15 protein-coding genes are annotated in these 14,859 nt (G+C 70.8%); 10 read left to right on the top strand and 5 right to left on the bottom strand.

The genetic code is table 11. From position 1 onward, the window contains the following. Nucleotides 1–80 precede the first annotated feature (80 nt). The 4 genes from ACFQUV_RS12790 to ACFQUV_RS12775 all read left to right on the top strand — a co-directional run bounded on the left by ACFQUV_RS12790 (nucleotide 81) and on the right by ACFQUV_RS12775 (nucleotide 4,730). Nucleotides 81–1,283, top strand: coding sequence for an amidohydrolase family protein (locus ACFQUV_RS12790; RefSeq protein ID WP_129611463.1), 1,203 nt, complete (start codon nucleotides 81–83; stop codon nucleotides 1,281–1,283). A gap of 163 nt (nucleotides 1,284–1,446) precedes the next feature. Further along, nucleotides 1,447–2,943 carry a pyridoxal-phosphate dependent enzyme gene (locus tag ACFQUV_RS12785; protein WP_129611462.1) on the top strand — a complete coding sequence of 499 codons (1,497 nt, stop codon included), beginning with the start codon at nucleotides 1,447–1,449 and terminating at the stop codon, nucleotides 2,941–2,943. Between the two features lie 200 nt (nucleotides 2,944–3,143). Beyond that, nucleotides 3,144–4,436, top strand: a complete 1,293-nt coding sequence (locus ACFQUV_RS12780; RefSeq protein ID WP_129611461.1) for a pyridoxal-phosphate dependent enzyme — start codon at nucleotides 3,144–3,146, stop codon at nucleotides 4,434–4,436. Between the two features lie 99 nt (nucleotides 4,437–4,535). Beyond that, the gene (locus ACFQUV_RS12775) at nucleotides 4,536–4,730 is read left to right on the top strand and encodes a 4Fe-4S dicluster domain-containing protein (protein ID WP_111388737.1); all 195 of its coding nucleotides are present in this window, start codon (nucleotides 4,536–4,538) and stop codon (nucleotides 4,728–4,730) included. Nucleotides 4,731–5,010: 280 nt separating this feature from the next. On the opposite strand, the gene ACFQUV_RS12770 is transcribed toward ACFQUV_RS12775, so the two are convergent. The 5 genes from ACFQUV_RS12770 to ACFQUV_RS12750 form a co-directional block, all read right to left on the bottom strand. Then, nucleotides 5,011–5,784 (bottom strand): ABC transporter permease, encoded by a 774-nt coding sequence (locus ACFQUV_RS12770; RefSeq protein WP_111385900.1) that lies wholly within the window; start codon nucleotides 5,782–5,784, stop codon nucleotides 5,011–5,013. Then, complete coding sequence (locus ACFQUV_RS12765) at nucleotides 5,781–6,569, bottom strand: ABC transporter ATP-binding protein (protein ID WP_111385901.1); 789 nt, start codon at nucleotides 6,567–6,569, stop codon at nucleotides 5,781–5,783. The genes ACFQUV_RS12770 and ACFQUV_RS12765 overlap by 4 nt, the downstream gene beginning before the upstream one ends. Nucleotides 6,570–6,795: 226 nt before the next feature. Next, nucleotides 6,796–7,821, bottom strand: a complete 1,026-nt coding sequence (locus ACFQUV_RS12760) for an ABC transporter substrate-binding protein (protein WP_129611460.1) — start codon at nucleotides 7,819–7,821, stop codon at nucleotides 6,796–6,798. 211 nt (nucleotides 7,822–8,032) lie between these two features. Next, entirely contained in the window at nucleotides 8,033–8,929 is an 897-nt protein-coding gene (uraD, locus tag ACFQUV_RS12755; RefSeq protein ID WP_129611459.1) for a 2-oxo-4-hydroxy-4-carboxy-5-ureidoimidazoline decarboxylase, read from the bottom strand. Nucleotides 8,930–9,026: 97 nt separating this feature from the next. Continuing rightward, complete coding sequence (locus ACFQUV_RS12750) at nucleotides 9,027–10,223, bottom strand: urate hydroxylase PuuD (protein WP_244601758.1); 1,197 nt, start codon at nucleotides 10,221–10,223, stop codon at nucleotides 9,027–9,029. A 321-nt stretch (nucleotides 10,224–10,544) separates the two neighbouring features. On the opposite strand from ACFQUV_RS12750, the gene ACFQUV_RS12745 reads away from it, so the two are divergent. The 6 genes from ACFQUV_RS12745 to ureC all read left to right on the top strand — a co-directional run bounded on the left by ACFQUV_RS12745 (nucleotide 10,545) and on the right by ureC (nucleotide 14,811). Then, nucleotides 10,545–11,387 (top strand): urease accessory protein UreD, encoded by an 843-nt coding sequence (locus ACFQUV_RS12745; protein WP_129611513.1) that lies wholly within the window; start codon nucleotides 10,545–10,547, stop codon nucleotides 11,385–11,387. Nucleotides 11,388–11,399: 12 nt separating this feature from the next. Further along, nucleotides 11,400–11,702 (top strand): urease subunit gamma, encoded by a 303-nt coding sequence (locus ACFQUV_RS12740; protein WP_129611457.1) that lies wholly within the window; start codon nucleotides 11,400–11,402, stop codon nucleotides 11,700–11,702. Between the two features lie 9 nt (nucleotides 11,703–11,711). Further along, nucleotides 11,712–12,320 carry a formylmethanofuran dehydrogenase subunit E family protein gene (locus ACFQUV_RS12735; protein ID WP_129611456.1) on the top strand — a complete coding sequence of 203 codons (609 nt, stop codon included), beginning with the start codon at nucleotides 11,712–11,714 and terminating at the stop codon, nucleotides 12,318–12,320. Continuing rightward, nucleotides 12,317–12,622, top strand: coding sequence for an urease subunit beta (locus tag ACFQUV_RS12730; RefSeq protein WP_129611455.1), 306 nt, complete (start codon nucleotides 12,317–12,319; stop codon nucleotides 12,620–12,622). The genes ACFQUV_RS12735 and ACFQUV_RS12730 overlap by 4 nt, the downstream gene beginning before the upstream one ends. Nucleotides 12,623–12,729: 107 nt before the next feature. Beyond that, nucleotides 12,730–13,086: a GFA family protein gene (locus ACFQUV_RS12725; protein ID WP_129611454.1), complete on the top strand. Its 357-nt coding sequence runs from the start codon at nucleotides 12,730–12,732 to the stop codon at nucleotides 13,084–13,086. Nucleotides 13,087–13,101: 15 nt separating this feature from the next. Then, entirely contained in the window at nucleotides 13,102–14,811 is a 1,710-nt protein-coding gene (gene ureC / locus ACFQUV_RS12720; RefSeq protein ID WP_129611453.1) for an urease subunit alpha, read from the top strand. Nucleotides 14,812–14,859 lie beyond the last annotated feature (48 nt).

The raw sequence follows: 14,859 nt of genomic DNA, 5'->3' as shown, positions 1-14,859 counted from the left end.
GCGCGCCGGTCCACCCCATCCGGACCCGAGCGCGCCGTCGCGGCCCGGCCCGCACGTCACCCCACGACGGAGCTGACCCGATGTCTTCCGCCTCCCTGATCGTCGGACCCGACCGCAACGGCCGTACCGTGACGATCGTCGACGGTGTGGTGGCGGCCGCCGCCCCGGCTGGCACGCCGGTGCTCGCCTGCGCGGACGGCGAGATCGCCCCCGGCGCGGTGTGCGCCCACACCCACATCTACAGCGCGCTCGCGCCCTACGGCATGCCCAAGGCCGAGCCGGCGCCCGAGAACTTCGTCCAGATCCTGGAGCGGGTGTGGTGGCGCCTCGATCGCGCCATCGATCCGGAGACGCTGCGGGCCGGCGCCCGCGACTATGTCGCCAAGGCGCTGCTCGCCGGCACCACCACGCTGATCGACCACCACGAGTCGCCGAACCTGATCGAAGGCTCGCTGGCGATCCTGGCCGGCGCCTGCGAGGAGCTCGGCGTTCGCGCCGTGCTGTGCTTCGGCGCCACCGAGCGCAATTTCGGCCGCGACGAGGCGGTGCGCGGGCTCGCCGAGTGCCGCACCCTGAAGCCGTCGCGGCTGGTGCGCGGCATGGTCGGCCTGCATGCGAGCTTCACGGTGTCGGACGAGACCGTCGCCGAATCGGGCGCGCTCGCCCGTGAGCTCGGCACCGCCACCCACATTCATGTCGCCGAGGACGGCGCCGACGTGGTCGACGCCAAGGCGCGCGGCTATGCGGGTCCGCTGGAGCGGCTGATCGCGCTCGGTGCCATCATGCCGGGCTCGATTCTCGCCCACGGCGTCCATCTCGACGCCGACCAGGTGCGCCTTGCCGCCCGGCACGGCGCCTGGTTCGTCCAGAACCCGCGCTCGAACGAGGGCAATCGCGTCGGCTACGCGCGCAATCTGTCGGTGGTGCCGGACGTGGCGCTCGGCGTCGACGGCTGGGACCCCGACATGGCGATCGAGCAGGCCGCGCTGTCGCGTCTCGCGGCGCAGAACGGCGACGAGGCGGTGGCGGGCGACCGCGCCGCCGGCCGGCTCGCCGCTGGCCATGCCCTGATGGCTCAGCGTTTCGGTCTCCACCCCGAGCCGCTGGCGGTCGGTGCCGCCGGCGACCTGGTGGTGCGCCGTTCCGGCACCATCGCGGACGTCGTGGTGGCAGGACGGCACGTCGTCGCCGACGGCCGTCTGACGACCGGCGACGCCGGCGCCCTCGAGGCGGCGGCGCGCGCCGAGGCGGCCCGCCTGTGGGAGCGCATGGCGCAGTTGTGATATCGACCCCGAGGCACGGCGGGTCGGACGTTTCGCGGCACTGTGCCGCGCAGCAGGATGGCCGTGCCGCAACCGCAAGGCCTCTCCCGCCCGGGAGGGGGCCGCATCCCCGTGCGGCCGAGCGAATCTCGACTCGCCGATCACCACGAAACGGAAGGACATCATGGCACGGTTGGGTCTCGAGCGGACGGTGGTCGACACCAATGTCTACGCCCGGACGAACGCCCGCTTCCGCGAGGCGAATGTCCGTCTCCCGACGCTCGCCGAGCTGGCGAATCCGACCACCATCGAGCCCGGCATCCGCAGCCGGCTGCGCGAGGTCGATCCCGACACGCCGCACCCGCTCAACCTGTTCCGCGTCCACTGGTGGAACGACGCCGAGCGGCGCGATCTCGTCGACGTGCCCGGCTTCGTCGAGCTGCCGAGCGCACTCACCGGCGTCAAGGCCCGCATCGTGCTCGCGGTCGGTGACCGCTTCCCGATGATCGCCGCCCACAAGGTGCTGGCCGCCTATGGCTGCCTGGTGCCGCGCGTCGTCACCGGGAGCTTCGATCCGACCCATCACCGCGCCATCTGGCCGTCGACCGGCAACTACTGCCGCGGCGGCGTCGCCATCTCGCGCATCCTCGGCTGCCGCGGCGTCGCGGTGCTGCCCGAGAACATGAGCAAGGAGCGATTCGACTGGCTCGACCGCTGGGTCACCGAGCCGTCCGACATCGTCCGCACGCCGGGCTCCGAGAGCAACGTCAAGGAGATCTACGACACCTGCGCGGCGCTCGATCGCGATCCCGACAACATCATCTTCAATCAGTTCTGCGAGTTCGGGAACTACGTGGTCCATCGCACCTGCACGGGCGCCGCGATGGCGAAGATCTTCGAGACCATCGCGGGCGGCCGCAAGGGCATGCGGCTCGCCGCCTACGTGTCGGCGACCGGCTCGGCCGGCACGCTGGCGGCCGGCGATCACCTCAAGGCCACCTACGGCACCAAGATCGTCGCGGTCGAGGCCGAGGAGTGCCCGACGCTGCTCTACAACGGCTTCGGCGAGCACAACATCCAGGGCATCGGCGACAAGCATGTCCCGTTCATCCACAACGTGATGAACACCGACATGGTGGTCGGCGTCAGCGACCACTCGACCGACACGCTGTTCGTGCTGTTCAACACCGACGAGGGGCGCAAGTACCTGGTCGAGCGCCGCGGTCTCGATCCCGCGACGGTGGATCAGCTCCGCCATCTCGGCCTGTCTGGCCTGTGCAACATGCTGGCCGCCATCAAGGCCGCCAAGTACTGGGACCTCGGCCCTGACGACGTGATCATGACGGTGGCGACCGACGGCTCCGCCATGTATGGCAGCGAGATCACCAAGGCGATGCCGAAGTATTTCGGCAACCGCTTCGACGGCGTCGCGGCCGGCGAGACCTGGGGCCGGGCGATCGGCGGCGCCGCCACCGATCACCTGATCGAGCTGACCCATGTGGACCGCAAGCGCATCTTCAATCTCGGCTACTTCACCTGGGTGGAGCAGCAGGGCGTGTCGCTCGACGAGTTCACGGCCCGCGCCCGGCAGTCGTTCTGGGACGGCCTGCTCGATCTGGTCCCGGCCTGGGACGAGATGATCCGCGCCTTCAACGCCGCGAGCGGCGCCGGCAAGGCCTGAGACCTGCGCCCCGGCGTCGCCGCGGAGCGGCGCCGGGGTGCTCATGCGGCGCGCCGCCGGGCGTGCCGACCACGATCGTGCCGTCGCTCGCGCCGGCACGAGAGCGATCGACGCGGCGCAAGACCGCGCGACGGCAGCGGCGACCGGGCCTCGGCCCGGCCGCGACGGCCAGACATAACCGACCCCCGACATGAGCTGTCATGTCCACCTCGGCTCCCCGCTTCACCTGTCATGGGTGCGGCGCTCGCGTTTCCACCGACACGAGCCTGCCCTTCGCCTGCCCGCAGGCCCGCCCGGACGACGACATCGACCACCTGCTGGTGCCGGAGGAGGGCGACGCCGTCTTCGCGCCCGGTCCCGAGGACGATCCGTTCCTGCGCTACCGGACGCTGCTGTCGCCGTACCGGCTGGCGCGCGCCGCCGGCCTGTCCGATCAGGCGTGGGTCGATCTCGTCGGGGCTCTCGACCGCCGCCTGATCGCGGTGGACGGGAAGGGCTTCCGCGTCACCCCGATGACCGAGCAGCCGGCACTGGCGCAGGCGATCGGCTGTGCCGGGCCGCTGTGGGTGAAGAACGAGACCGGCAACGTCTCGGGCTCCCACAAGGCGCGCCACCTGATGGGCGTCATGCTCTATCTGCGAGTGCTGGCGGCCGCCCGCCTGCCGCTCGCCGAAGGGCTGCCGGCGCGCCGGCTCGCCATCGCGTCCTGCGGTAATGCGGCGCTCGCCGCCGCCGTGGTGGCACGCGCCGCCGAATGGCCGCTCGACGTGTTCATCCCGCCCGATGCGAGCCCGGCCGTGGTGGCGCGGCTCGCCGATCTCGGCGCGGGCGTCACCGTGTGCGAGCGCAAGCCCGGCGAGACCGGCGACCCGTGCGTGACGGCGTTCCGCGCCGCGGTGCGGGCCGGAGCGCTTCCCTTCGGGGTGCAGGGGCCCGACAACGGCCTCGCGGTGGAAGGCGCGCGGACGCTGGCGTTCGAGATCGCCGAGATGCTGGCGAAGGCCGGCCGCGATCCCGGCACCGTGCTGGTGCAGGTCGGCGGCGGTGCGCTGGCGAGCGCGCTGGCGCAGGGCCTCGCCATCGCGGCGCAGGCCGGCGCGCTGGCGCGGCTGCCGCGCCTCGTGCCGGTGCAGACCGAGGGCTGCGCACCACTGGCCCGGGCGTTCGACAAGGGCGCCGGGCTCGATCTCGCGGCCGCGGCGCGCACGCGCTCGCGCTTCATGTGGGCGTGGGAGACGACGCCGCACAGCCTCGCCCACGGCATCCTCGACGACGAGACCTACGACTGGCTCGAAATCCTGAAAGGGGTGCGGGCGAGCGGCGGCGAGGTCGTGGTCGTCGACGAGCCGACCGTGGTGCGGGCGCACCGCCTCGCCACCGCCCACACCACCATCCCGGTCTCGGCGACCGGCACCGCGGGCCTCGCCGGCCTGCTGGCGAAGCCGGTCGAGCTTGGGCCGGTGACGATCCTGTTCTCGGGCGCCGACCGCTGAGACCCCGGGCCGGACGCCGCGCGTCCGCGCCCGGTCCGGATTTGCCTCAATGGCGCGCGGCGCCCCGTCCTGATAGCGATTCTAGGAAGGAGATCGGCCATGGCTTACAAAATCGTCGCGTCGCAATGCACCGCCTGCGGGGCCTGCGAGTTCGAGTGCCCCAACCAGGCGATCAGCATGAAGGGCGACGTCTACGTCATCGACGCCGCCAAGTGCCAGGAATGCGAGGGCAGCTTCGACGAGCCGCAGTGCGCGGCCGTCTGCCCGGTCGACAACACCTGCGTTCCGGCCTGAGCATCGTTTGCTGTCATTGGTCTGATCTGGTCGCAGCCCGCGTGTCCCGGGCGGAGGCGCGACGACGCGCCGGAGACCCGGGACCCAGGGGCAGCGATCACGGCGCTTGCGGCTCTGGGCCCCGATTCGCGGCACTGCGCGCCGCGTCCGGGGCACGAGGCCTCACGACATGCTCTCTCATGCCGACGGCCGCTGATGTCGGCTCGCCATGCCCGGCGACGACAAACGGCCGGGGTCGCCCCCGGCCGTTTCGAGTCGTCACAGCCGCGCAGGCTGCCGGTCAGGCCGCCGCGCTCATCGACGAGCGGAACGCCCAGCCGACGAAGTACGATTCGATATACGCGAAGATCACGTACATGATGATGCCTTCGGCGGCGAGCAGCAGCAGCCCGGCGAACACCAGCGGCATCTGGAAGTTCGATCCCGCCTGCACCATCAGGAAGCCGAGCCCGGCATTGGCCGCGATGGTCTCCGACACCACGGTGCCGACGAAGGCGAGCGTGATCGCCACCTTCAGGGCGCCGAACAGATAGGGCTGGGTGCGCGGAATCCCGATCTTCAGCATGATGTCGAGCTTCTTGGCGCCGAGCGCGCGGAGCACGTCCTCCAGCTCCGGCTCGATGGTCGACAGGCCGGTGGCGACGTTGACGACGATCGGGAAGAACGAGATCAGGAAGGCGGTGAGGATCGCCGGGATCTCGCCGATGCCGAACCAGATCACCAGGATCGGCACCACGGCGACCTTGGGCACCGAGTTGAAGCCGATCATCACCGGGTAGAGCCCACGGTAGATGGTGCGCGACCAGCCGACCACCAGCCCGAGCACGATGCCGAACACGACCGCGAGCGCGAAGCCGGCGAGCGTCGTCCACAGCGTCACGAAGGAGTTCTTGGCGAGCGGCCACCAGTACTGACCCATCGCCATGAAGATCTGCGACGGCGCCGGCAGGATGAAGGGGTCGACCTTGAAGCCGCGGCACACCAGCTCCCAGATCAGGAACATGGCGACGGTGAACAGCCAGGGCGACAGGCGTTCGATGGTGTTGGTGTTCATGCCTTGCGCACCTCCCCGATCTTGGCACGCAGCGCGTGGACGATGTCGGTGAAGGCCGGATCAAAGCACAGCTCGATCGGTCGCGGACGCGGGAAATCGATGGGCCTGGTCATCACCAGCCGCCCGGGCCGGGCGCTCATGACGTGGATCTTGTCGGCCAGGAACGTTGCCTCGCGCAGATCGTGGGTCACCAGGATCACGGTGAAGCCGATCTTCTGCCAGAGGTCGCGCAGCACGCACCACAGCTCCTCGCGCGTGAAGGCGTCGAGGGCCGCGAACGGCTCGTCGAGCATCAGCAGCGCCGGGTGGTGGATGAGGGCGCGGCACAGCGAGACGCGCTGCTGCATGCCGCCCGACAGCTCCCACGGATAGCGGTCGCCGAAGCCGTCGAGACCGACGGTGGCGAGCAGCGCCCGCGCCTCCTCGCGATAGCGCGCCTTCTCGGCCCGAAAGCGCGAGCGGTGCGGCTCGACGATCTCGAGCGGCAGCAGCACGTTGTCGATCACCCGCCGCCACGGCAGCAGGTTGGGATTCTGGAACGCCATGCCGGCCATCTTGACCGGCCCGCGCACCGCGGTGCCGTCGATCTCGATGCTGCCGCGGTCGGGCGGCAGCAGGCCGGTGACGAGCTTCATCAGCGAGGACTTGCCGCAGCCCGACGGGCCGACGACGGCGGCGAACTCGCCCTTTTGCAGGCTGAGGTCGAGGCCGTCGAGGGCATGCACGCCGCCTGCCGCGCCCTTGTAGGTCAGGCTGACGTCCTTGATGTCGACGAAGGCCGTCATGACGCGGCCTCCGCCGGAAGCGAGCCGCAGACACGGCCGACAGGAACGTGACGCATGGAATGCTCGGGTTGCGCCGGCGGGTCCGATCCCGCCACCCGGAGCCGCGCGGGGCGCCATCCGCAGAGCGGCGCCGCCGGATGCCCGGAGGTCGGAAGCAGACGCGGTCGGGATGATGGGGCATCCGGTCCGGCGCCGGTGCGCCGAACCGGACGAGAGTGGCGTGCGATCACAGCTTGCGATCGGCCGCGGGCGGCAGGAACTCGCTGGTGAACACGTCGGCCGGCGACGGCTTGGCCTTGAACTCGTAGGTGATGCCGATCTGCTCGATCGACTTGGCGAGCCGCGCCATGTCGACGTCGCCGAGGCCGTTCTCCTTCACCCACGGCGTCACGAAGTTGTCGCGCAGCGACATCTTGAGGCGCTCCAGCTCGGCCTTCTCGTCGGCGGTCTCGTTGCGCTTCATCACCGACTTGATGGCCGCGTCGGGGTCCTTGACGGTGTCCTGGATGCCCTTGATGGTGGCGCGCAGGAAGCCCGCCACCACCTTCGGGTTGGCCTTGGCGAACTCCGGGTTGACCATGATGGCGTTGCCGTAGAGCACCAGCCCGTGGTCGGCCATCAGCATGATCTTGATGTCGTCGGGCTTCAGGTTGCGCTGGAGCAGGTTGAAGTACATCGAGAACGAGAAGCCCGTGATGGCGTCGACCTTGCCGTCGGCGAGCATCGGCTCGCGCACCGGGAAGCCGATGTTCTCGATCTTCACCTTGGAATCGTCGAGGCTGTTCTCCTTCACGAACGCCTTCCACTGCGCGAAGGCGCCGTCGGCGGCCGGCGCGCCGAGCACCTTGCCTTCCAGGTCCTTCGGCTTGGTGATGCCGGTCTTGGTGGTGGTGGCGATGGCGAAGGGCGGGCGGTCGTAGACCATCATCACGGCCTTGACGGCCTTGTCGGGATTCTGGTCGCGGAACTTGACGAGCGAGTTGAGGTCGAAGAAGCCGAGCGGATAGGTGCCGGCCGCCACGCGGGCGATGCCGGCGACCGAGCCGGGGCCGGTGTCGATGGTGACGTTGAGGCCCTCGGCCTTGTAGTAGCCCTTGTCGAGGGCGACGAAGTAGGGCGCGGCCGGTCCCTCGAACTTCCAGTCGAGCGCGAATTTCACGTCGGTGTCGGCGGCGGCCGGCGTCGCGACGGCGGTCAGCCCTGCCACGAGCGCCCCCATCGCGAGGGCCCCGATCGCAAGTGCTTTGGTCATATGAAAGCTCCCCTTGGCCAGTCCGGGCATGGCCCGGTTTCAGCAAGCGGCGTGCCACCCGTGTCGCCCCGCCCCGCCGCCGCATTGCGGAGCGACGTGAAGCGCGCTGCCCGAATATGCGGCAACCGGCCCGCCGATGCTCAGATTAGCGCCGCTGGGCTCCGGTCCAAAGCCGCATTCTTTCCGCCATGCCGGGGCGGGATGTCGCGTGTCAGCTGCCGCGATAGGTGGCATAGCTCCACGGGGTCACCAGCAACGGGACGTGGTAATGCCCCTCCGCCTCGCCGACCGCGAAGCGGATCGGCACCTGATCGATGAACGGCGGATCGGCGAGCGTAACACCGCGCCCGGCGAAGTAGGCCCCCACTTCGAATACCAGCTCGTACAGGCCGATCGGCACCGGGCGGCCGCCGATCAGCGGCTGGTCGGTGCGCCCGTCCCGGTTGGTCACGGCGCGGACGATCAGCCGGCGCGCGCCGTCGCCGGACAGTTCATACAGAGCGAGGGGGATGCCGGCGGCCGGCGTGCCGCCGTGGGTGTCGAGCACATGGGTCGACAGGCGGCCGGCGAGCGGCAGCCGGTCCGCCGCCGCGACCCGCTGGTCGAGCCGGAGCGCCGCGATGCGAATCACCTCGTCGAGCGCGGTGGCGTGCTCCTGGGTCGGGTCGTTGGCGAGCCGCCGCTCGAACTGGCGCAGGATCGACGCCTTGGTGTGGCGGCGCACGCAGACGATGAACGGGATGCCGAAGCGGTCGCGATACGCGGTGTTGAGCCGGTGGAAGGCCGCGAACTCCTCGTCCGACAGACGGTCGAGCCCGGCGCTCGCCTGCTCGGCGGTCGATTCCGCCGTCAGGGCGCCGGCGCGGGCCGCCTTGCCGGCGAGGTCCGGATGGGCGGCCAGCAGGGCGCGCTGCCGCTCGGCCCCGGCGGCGCGAACCGCCGCCGCCATGGCGTCGTGCAGCGCTGCGAGCGTGCCGAACGGTCGCGCCGCGGCGACCGCCTCGGCCACCCAGGGCGAGTGCTCGTAGATGTCGGCCAGCGCCGCCACGAAGGTCTCGTCGTCGGCGGCGTCGAGGGTGTCGAGCGATACGGTGGTGGGACTCGGCATAGTGTACGGCCTCCGGAAGCGCCGGTGTGTCATCCCCCGCGCGGGCTGCGGGCGTCGATCCTGTCGATCGGCGGGCCAGGATGTGGATGGCGCGCCGTCATTCCCCCGGCGCGCCGGCGGCGAGCCAGGCCGCCAGCAGGGCGCGTTCCTGGGTCGTCATCTCGGTGACGTTGCCGGGCGGCATCGCGTGGGTGCGCACCGCCTGGAGATCGATCAGCCGCGCATGCCGTCGGATCAGCTCGGGCTCGTCGAGCCGTAGATCCTTCGGCGCCGCCGCGATGCCGGCCCACACCGGCTGGCGCGCGTGGCACATGGTGCAGCGGCTGCCGATCACCTCGCCGACCTCGGCGAAGCGGGGCGGCGCCGGCAGGGCGCCGGTGGCGCCGTCGCGTGGCCCCGCCATCGACAGCCAGACGATCGCCGCCACCCCGGCCGCAGCGACCGCCCAGGTCCACCAGGGATCGCCCTTGCCGGCGTGCCGGGTGTTGTAGAAGTGCCGGATCACCGGCCCGATCAGCAGCACGATGGCGACGATGAGCCAGTTCCAGCGGGTCGCGAACACCAGCGGATAGTGATTGCTCAGCATCAGGAAAACGACCGGCAGGGTCAGGTAGTTGTTGTGGATCGAGCGCTGTTTGCCGAGCTCGCCCCAGCGCGGATCGGGGGTGCGCCCCTCGACCAGCGCCGCCACCGTCTTTCTCTGGTTCGGGATGATGATGACGAACACGTTCGCCACCATGATGGTGCCGATGAGGGCGCCGATCTGGGTCAGGGCCCCGCGCCCGCTGAACACCTGGGTGAAGCCCCAGGTCAGCGCGACCAGGAAGACGAAGCCGACCAGGGCCAGCGCGGTCTCGTGGCGGCCGAGCGGGCAGCGGCACAGGCCCTCGTAGGCGAGCCAGGCGACCAGGAGGGTGACGAAGGCGAGCCCGGCCGCCTGCGGAACAGTCAGGTCGAGCACCGCCCTGTCGATCAGGAACAGATCGGCATTGAGATAATAGACGACGACCAGCAGCCCGAAGCCCGACAGCCAGGTGGCGTAGGACTCCCACTTGAACCAGGTCAGCTCGTCGGGCATCCGGGCCGGCGCCACCAGATACTTGACGATCTGATAGAAGCCGCCGCCGTGCACCTGCCACGCCTCGCCCTTGACGCCGTCCGGCGGGCCGGGGCGGGGCTTGAGGCTGAGATCGAGATGAATGAAGTAGAACGAGCTGCCGATCCAGGCCATCGCGGCGACCACATGCAGCCATCGCAGCAGGGCGGACGCCCATTCGGTCAGTACGAGCTCCAAGCAGCACCTCGTGATGTCCGGGGGTGACGGCGCGGGGGGCGAGCCGCCGAGAGGCATCTCACCATGACAGAGCCGGGCCGGCGAGTTCAAGCGGCGGCCGACGGCGCGGGGCAAGGCCGGCGACCGATCGAGGCGCGGGCTTCGCCCGAGGGCTGGCACGACGCTTGCGTTTGATCCGGCTTGCGTTTGATGCCGGCTTGCGGGAGCTTCCGCCATGGGTGCCGGCGAGCCACCGGCCAGGGAGACGCCGGCGTGCGGGCCGAGACGGTGATCGGGACAGCGAGCGGCGACACCTTGCGTGGCGACACCTTGCGGGGCGCGATGCACTGCGACTCGCTGAGCAGCCAGGACGCGACCTTCGCGGCCAACCGGGCGCGCGGGCGCATTCGCCTCGCCGCTGCGCTGCGGTCCGGCGCCACCTGGCGCACAGCGGTCTACGAGGAGGGCTCGCTGCGGGTGCGCTTCCCGGCGCCGGCGCGGCCGACCGCCGGTCTCGATGCCGTCCTGGTCAACACGGCGGGCGGCATCGCGGGTGGCGATACCGCCGACATCGAGGTGACCGTCGCGGCCGGGGCCGATCTGCGGATCACCACCGCGTCGGCCGAGAAGGTCTATCGCTCGCACGGCCCGGCCGCTGCGGTTGCGGTGCGGCTGGCGGTCGGGGCGGGGGCCCGCCTGGCCTGGCTGCCGCGCGAGACGATCCTGTTCGACCGCGCCCGGCTCGATCGCATCATCGAGGTGGATCTGGCGGCCGATGCGCGCCTCGTGCTCGCCGAGGCGGTGGTGTTCGGCCGTGCCGGCATGGACGAGGTGGTGACCCACGGCCGGCTGGTCGACCGCTGGCGGGTACGCCGTGACGGCCGGCTTCTTCATGCCGAAGGGCTGCGGCTCGACGGGGCGGTGGCGGCGCGGCTGGCCGAGCCGGCGGTGGCGGCGGGCGGCATCGCGCTGGCCACGCTGCTGACGGTGCCGGCCGATGAGGCGCTGGTCGCTGCCGTGCAGGGTGGCGCCGTGCCGCTTGCCGGAGAGGCCGGTGCGTCGTCCTGGAACGGCCGCAGCGCCGTGCGCTTCTGCGCCCCGGACGGGGAAACGCTGCGCCGCGATCTCACCGCCGTTCTGACGGTGGCGCTCGCGGGCGCGCTGCCACCGCTGTGGACCAACTGACGGGACCGCTCCATGCATCTCACGCCGCGTGAAAAGGACAAGCTGATGATCGCCATGGCCGCCATGGTGGCGCGCCGTCGCCTGGAGCGCGGCGTCAAGCTGAACCATCCGGAGGCGGTGGCGCTGATCTCCGACTTCATCCTGGAGGGCGCCCGCGACGGCCGCAGCGTTGCCGCGCTGATGGAGGCCGGCGCCGGCGTGCTGACCCGCGACCAGGTGATGGAGGGCATCGCCGAGATGATCCCCGAGATCCAGGTCGAGGCCACGTTCCCGGACGGGACCAAGCTGGTCACTGTCCACGATCCGATCCGCTGAGCGACACGCATGCGCGGCGAGATCGCGAGCACGGCGAGGATCGGCATGGGGGCGGCGCCGCTCGCCGCTGTGGCGCTGCTCGCCGTCGTGGTCGGCGCAGGCCGTCCGGCCGCCGCCCATGACGGGCCGATCGAGACGACACCGGCGGAGGAGCGCGACCTGTGGGTGTCGCTCGGCGCCCGCGTGCACGGTGGCTTCGGGTCGTTGATCGCGGTCGGCATCCGCATCGGCGACGACGCTCGCCGGCGCCTCGGCGCGGCGCCGCGCGAGCTCGACGTCACCTATCGGTCGAGCCTCGCGGCGCCGTGCCCCTGCATCGTCGACGGCGTGATGATCGCCACCCGGGCGTCGCCCGGGCAGGGTACGTTGCGGGTCGCCGATGCGCCGGCCGGCCCCGGCCTGTTCGGCCATGTCGTCATCCGGCACCGGCCGAGCGGGCGCGCCGTCGCCTACGCGGTGCCGGAGGCGATCTGGCCGCGGCTGCGCGACATCAACAAGGAGCCGACCGGCGTCGGCCGCTGGGACGCCGTGATGGCCATCCCGACGGCCGAGCTGATGACGGTGCAGGACATCCCGGCCGCCGATGCGAGCGGCCCCGCAACGGAGGCGAAGCCATGATCCCCGGCGAGATCGTCACGGCCGCGGGTGACATCGTGCTCAATGCCGGGCGCGAGACCATCACCCTGACGGTGACCAACACGGGCGACCGGCCGATCCAGGTCGGCTCGCACTACCATTTCTTCGAGACCAATCCGGCGCTCGCCTTCGATCGCGCCGCGGCCCGCGGCATGCGGCTCGACATCGCGGCCGGGACCGCGGTGCGCTTCGAGCCGGGCCAGTCGCGCGCGGTCGGGCTGATACCGCTCGCCGGCACCCGCACGGTGTTCGGGTTCCGGCAGGAGGTGATGGGGCCGTTGTGAGCCGTCACCTCGTGTTGGTGGCGGGGGTGTTTCAATGTACTGAACCGGGCCGGTGTGCGGTGTGGCAGTCGCCACGTCGCACCGGGTGAGCATCAGAGAGGTTCGGAATGGCAGCCAAGCACTTCACCGGCGGATGTCACTGCGGCGCGGTGCGCTACGAGGTCCACGTCGATCTCGACAGCGCGATTGCGTGCAACTGCTCGCGCTGCGCCCGGCTCGGCGCGATCCTGGCGTTCGCGCCCGAGTCGGCCTTCTCGCTGATCTCCGGCGAGGCCGGGATGACCGATTACCAGTTCAACAAGAAGGTCATCCACCACCTGTTCTGCACCACCTGCGGCATCCAGTCGTTCGCGCGCGGCACCATGCCGAACGGCACCCGGATGGTCGCCGTCAACCTCCGCTGCCTCGACGGCGTCGATCCCGGCAGCCTGTCGCCGAAGGCGGTGGACGGCCGCAACTTCTGACCCCGGAGACCGCCCATGCCCGTCACCATCTCGCGTGCCGCCTATGCGGGGATGTTCGGGCCCACCACCGGCGACAGGGTGCGGCTCGCCGACACCGACCTGTTCATCGCGGTGGAGCGCGACCTCACCATCTATGGCGAGGAGGTGAAGTTCGGCGGCGGCAAGGTGATCCGCGACGGCATGGGCCAGAGCCAGATCACCAACCGGGACGGCGCCGTCGACACGGTGATCACCAACGCGGTGATCCTCGATCACTGGGGCGTCGTGAAGGCCGATGTCGGCCTGAAGGATGGGCGCATCGCGGCGATCGGCAAGGCCGGCAATCCCGACATCCAGCCCGGCGTCGATATCGTCATCGGGCCGGGCACCGAGGTGATCGCCGGCGAGGGCCGCATTCTCACCGCCGGCGGTTTCGATACCCACATCCACTTCATCTGCCCGCAGCAGATCGAGGAGGCGCTGATGTCGGGCGTCACCTCGCTGCTCGGCGGCGGCACCGGGCCGGCGGCCGGCACCAACGCGACCACCTGCACGCCGGGGCCGTGGCACATCGCCCGCATGATCCAGGCCGCCGACGCCTTCCCGGTCAATCTCGGCTTCGCCGGCAAGGGCAACGCGGCGCGGCCCGCCGCGCTGGTCGAGATGATCGAGGCTGGCGCCTGCGCCATGAAGCTGCACGAGGACTGGGGCACCACGCCGGCCGCCATCGACTGCTGCCTCACGGTCGCCGACGAGCACGACGTTCAGGTGATGATCCACACCGACACGCTCAACGAGTCGGGCTTCGTGGAGGACACCATCGCGGCCTTCAAGGGCCGCACCATCCACGCCTTCCACACCGAGGGGGCGGGTGGCGGCCACGCGCCCGACATCATCAAGGTGGCGGGCCTGCCCAACGTGCTGCCGTCGTCGACCAATCCGACGCGGCCGTTCACCGTCAACACCATCGACGAGCATCTCGACATGCTGATGGTGTGCCACCATCTCGACCCGTCGATTGCCGAGGATCTCGCCTTCGCCGAGAGCCGCATCCGCAAGGAGACCATCGCGGCGGAGGACATCCTGCACGACCTCGGAGCGCTGTCGATGATGTCGTCGGACAGCCAGGCGATGGGTCGCATCGGCGAGGTGATCATCCGCACCTGGCAGACCGCCGACAAGATGAAGCGGCAGCGCGGCCGGCTGCCGGAGGAGCACGGCGAAAACGACAATGCGCGGGCCAAGCGCTACATCGCCAAGTACACCATCAACCCGGCGATCGCCCACGGCGTGGCGCGTCACATCGGCTCGGTCGAGCCCGGCAAGCTCGCCGACCTCGTGCTGTGGTCGCCGGCCTTCTTCGGCGTCAAGCCCGAGCTGGTGATCAAGGGCGGCGCCATCGTGGCGGCCCCGATGGGCGATCCCAACGCCTCGATCCCGACGCCGCAGCCGGTGCATTACCGGCCGATGTTCGGCGCCTTCGGCCGGGCCGTCGCGGCGACGTCCGTGGTGTTCGTGTCCAAGGCCGCGGTGGCGGCCGGTCTCGCCGGCCGGCTCGGCACCGCCAAGGCGATGGTGGCGGTGGAGAACACCCGCACCATCGGCAAGCGCGACCTGATCCACAACGGCGCGACGCCGTCGATCACCGTCGATCCCGAGACCTACGAGGTGAGCGCCGACGGCGCCCTGCTCACCTGCGCGCCCGCCGCGGTGCTGCCGATGGCGCAGCGCTACTTCCTGTTCTGACCGGCGCGCCGTCGGCAAGCGTCGCCGCCAGCGGATGGTCGGCCAGGG

Origin of the sequence: Rhodoplanes sp. P11 (genome assembly GCF_964266735.1) — a bacterium.
GTDB classification, from domain to species: domain Bacteria; phylum Pseudomonadota; class Alphaproteobacteria; order Rhizobiales; family Xanthobacteraceae; genus Rhodoplanes; species Rhodoplanes serenus.
This window is presented reverse-complemented; position numbering and strand designations above follow the sequence as displayed.

Coding starts and splice junctions, on each gene's coding strand:
- ACFQUV_RS12770 (WP_111385900.1), bottom strand. CDS start 5,784: ATGAACACCAACACCATCGAACGCCTGTCGCCCTGGCTGTTCACCGTC.
- ACFQUV_RS12725 (WP_129611454.1), top strand. CDS start 12,730: ATGGCAGCCAAGCACTTCACCGGCGGATGTCACTGCGGCGCGGTGCGC.
- ACFQUV_RS12775 (WP_111388737.1), top strand. CDS start 4,536: ATGGCTTACAAAATCGTCGCGTCGCAATGCACCGCCTGCGGGGCCTGC.
- ACFQUV_RS12790 (WP_129611463.1), top strand. CDS start 81: ATGTCTTCCGCCTCCCTGATCGTCGGACCCGACCGCAACGGCCGTACC.
- ACFQUV_RS12760 (WP_129611460.1), bottom strand. CDS start 7,821: ATGACCAAAGCACTTGCGATCGGGGCCCTCGCGATGGGGGCGCTCGTG.
- uraD (WP_129611459.1), bottom strand. CDS start 8,929: ATGCCGAGTCCCACCACCGTATCGCTCGACACCCTCGACGCCGCCGAC.
- ACFQUV_RS12735 (WP_129611456.1), top strand. CDS start 11,712: ATGCGCGGCGAGATCGCGAGCACGGCGAGGATCGGCATGGGGGCGGCG.
- ACFQUV_RS12765 (WP_111385901.1), bottom strand. CDS start 6,569: ATGACGGCCTTCGTCGACATCAAGGACGTCAGCCTGACCTACAAGGGC.
- ACFQUV_RS12780 (WP_129611461.1), top strand. CDS start 3,144: ATGTCCACCTCGGCTCCCCGCTTCACCTGTCATGGGTGCGGCGCTCGC.
- ACFQUV_RS12740 (WP_129611457.1), top strand. CDS start 11,400: ATGCATCTCACGCCGCGTGAAAAGGACAAGCTGATGATCGCCATGGCC.
- ACFQUV_RS12730 (WP_129611455.1), top strand. CDS start 12,317: ATGATCCCCGGCGAGATCGTCACGGCCGCGGGTGACATCGTGCTCAAT.
- ACFQUV_RS12745 (WP_129611513.1), top strand. CDS start 10,545: ATGCACTGCGACTCGCTGAGCAGCCAGGACGCGACCTTCGCGGCCAAC.
- ACFQUV_RS12785 (WP_129611462.1), top strand. CDS start 1,447: ATGGCACGGTTGGGTCTCGAGCGGACGGTGGTCGACACCAATGTCTAC.
- ureC (WP_129611453.1), top strand. CDS start 13,102: ATGCCCGTCACCATCTCGCGTGCCGCCTATGCGGGGATGTTCGGGCCC.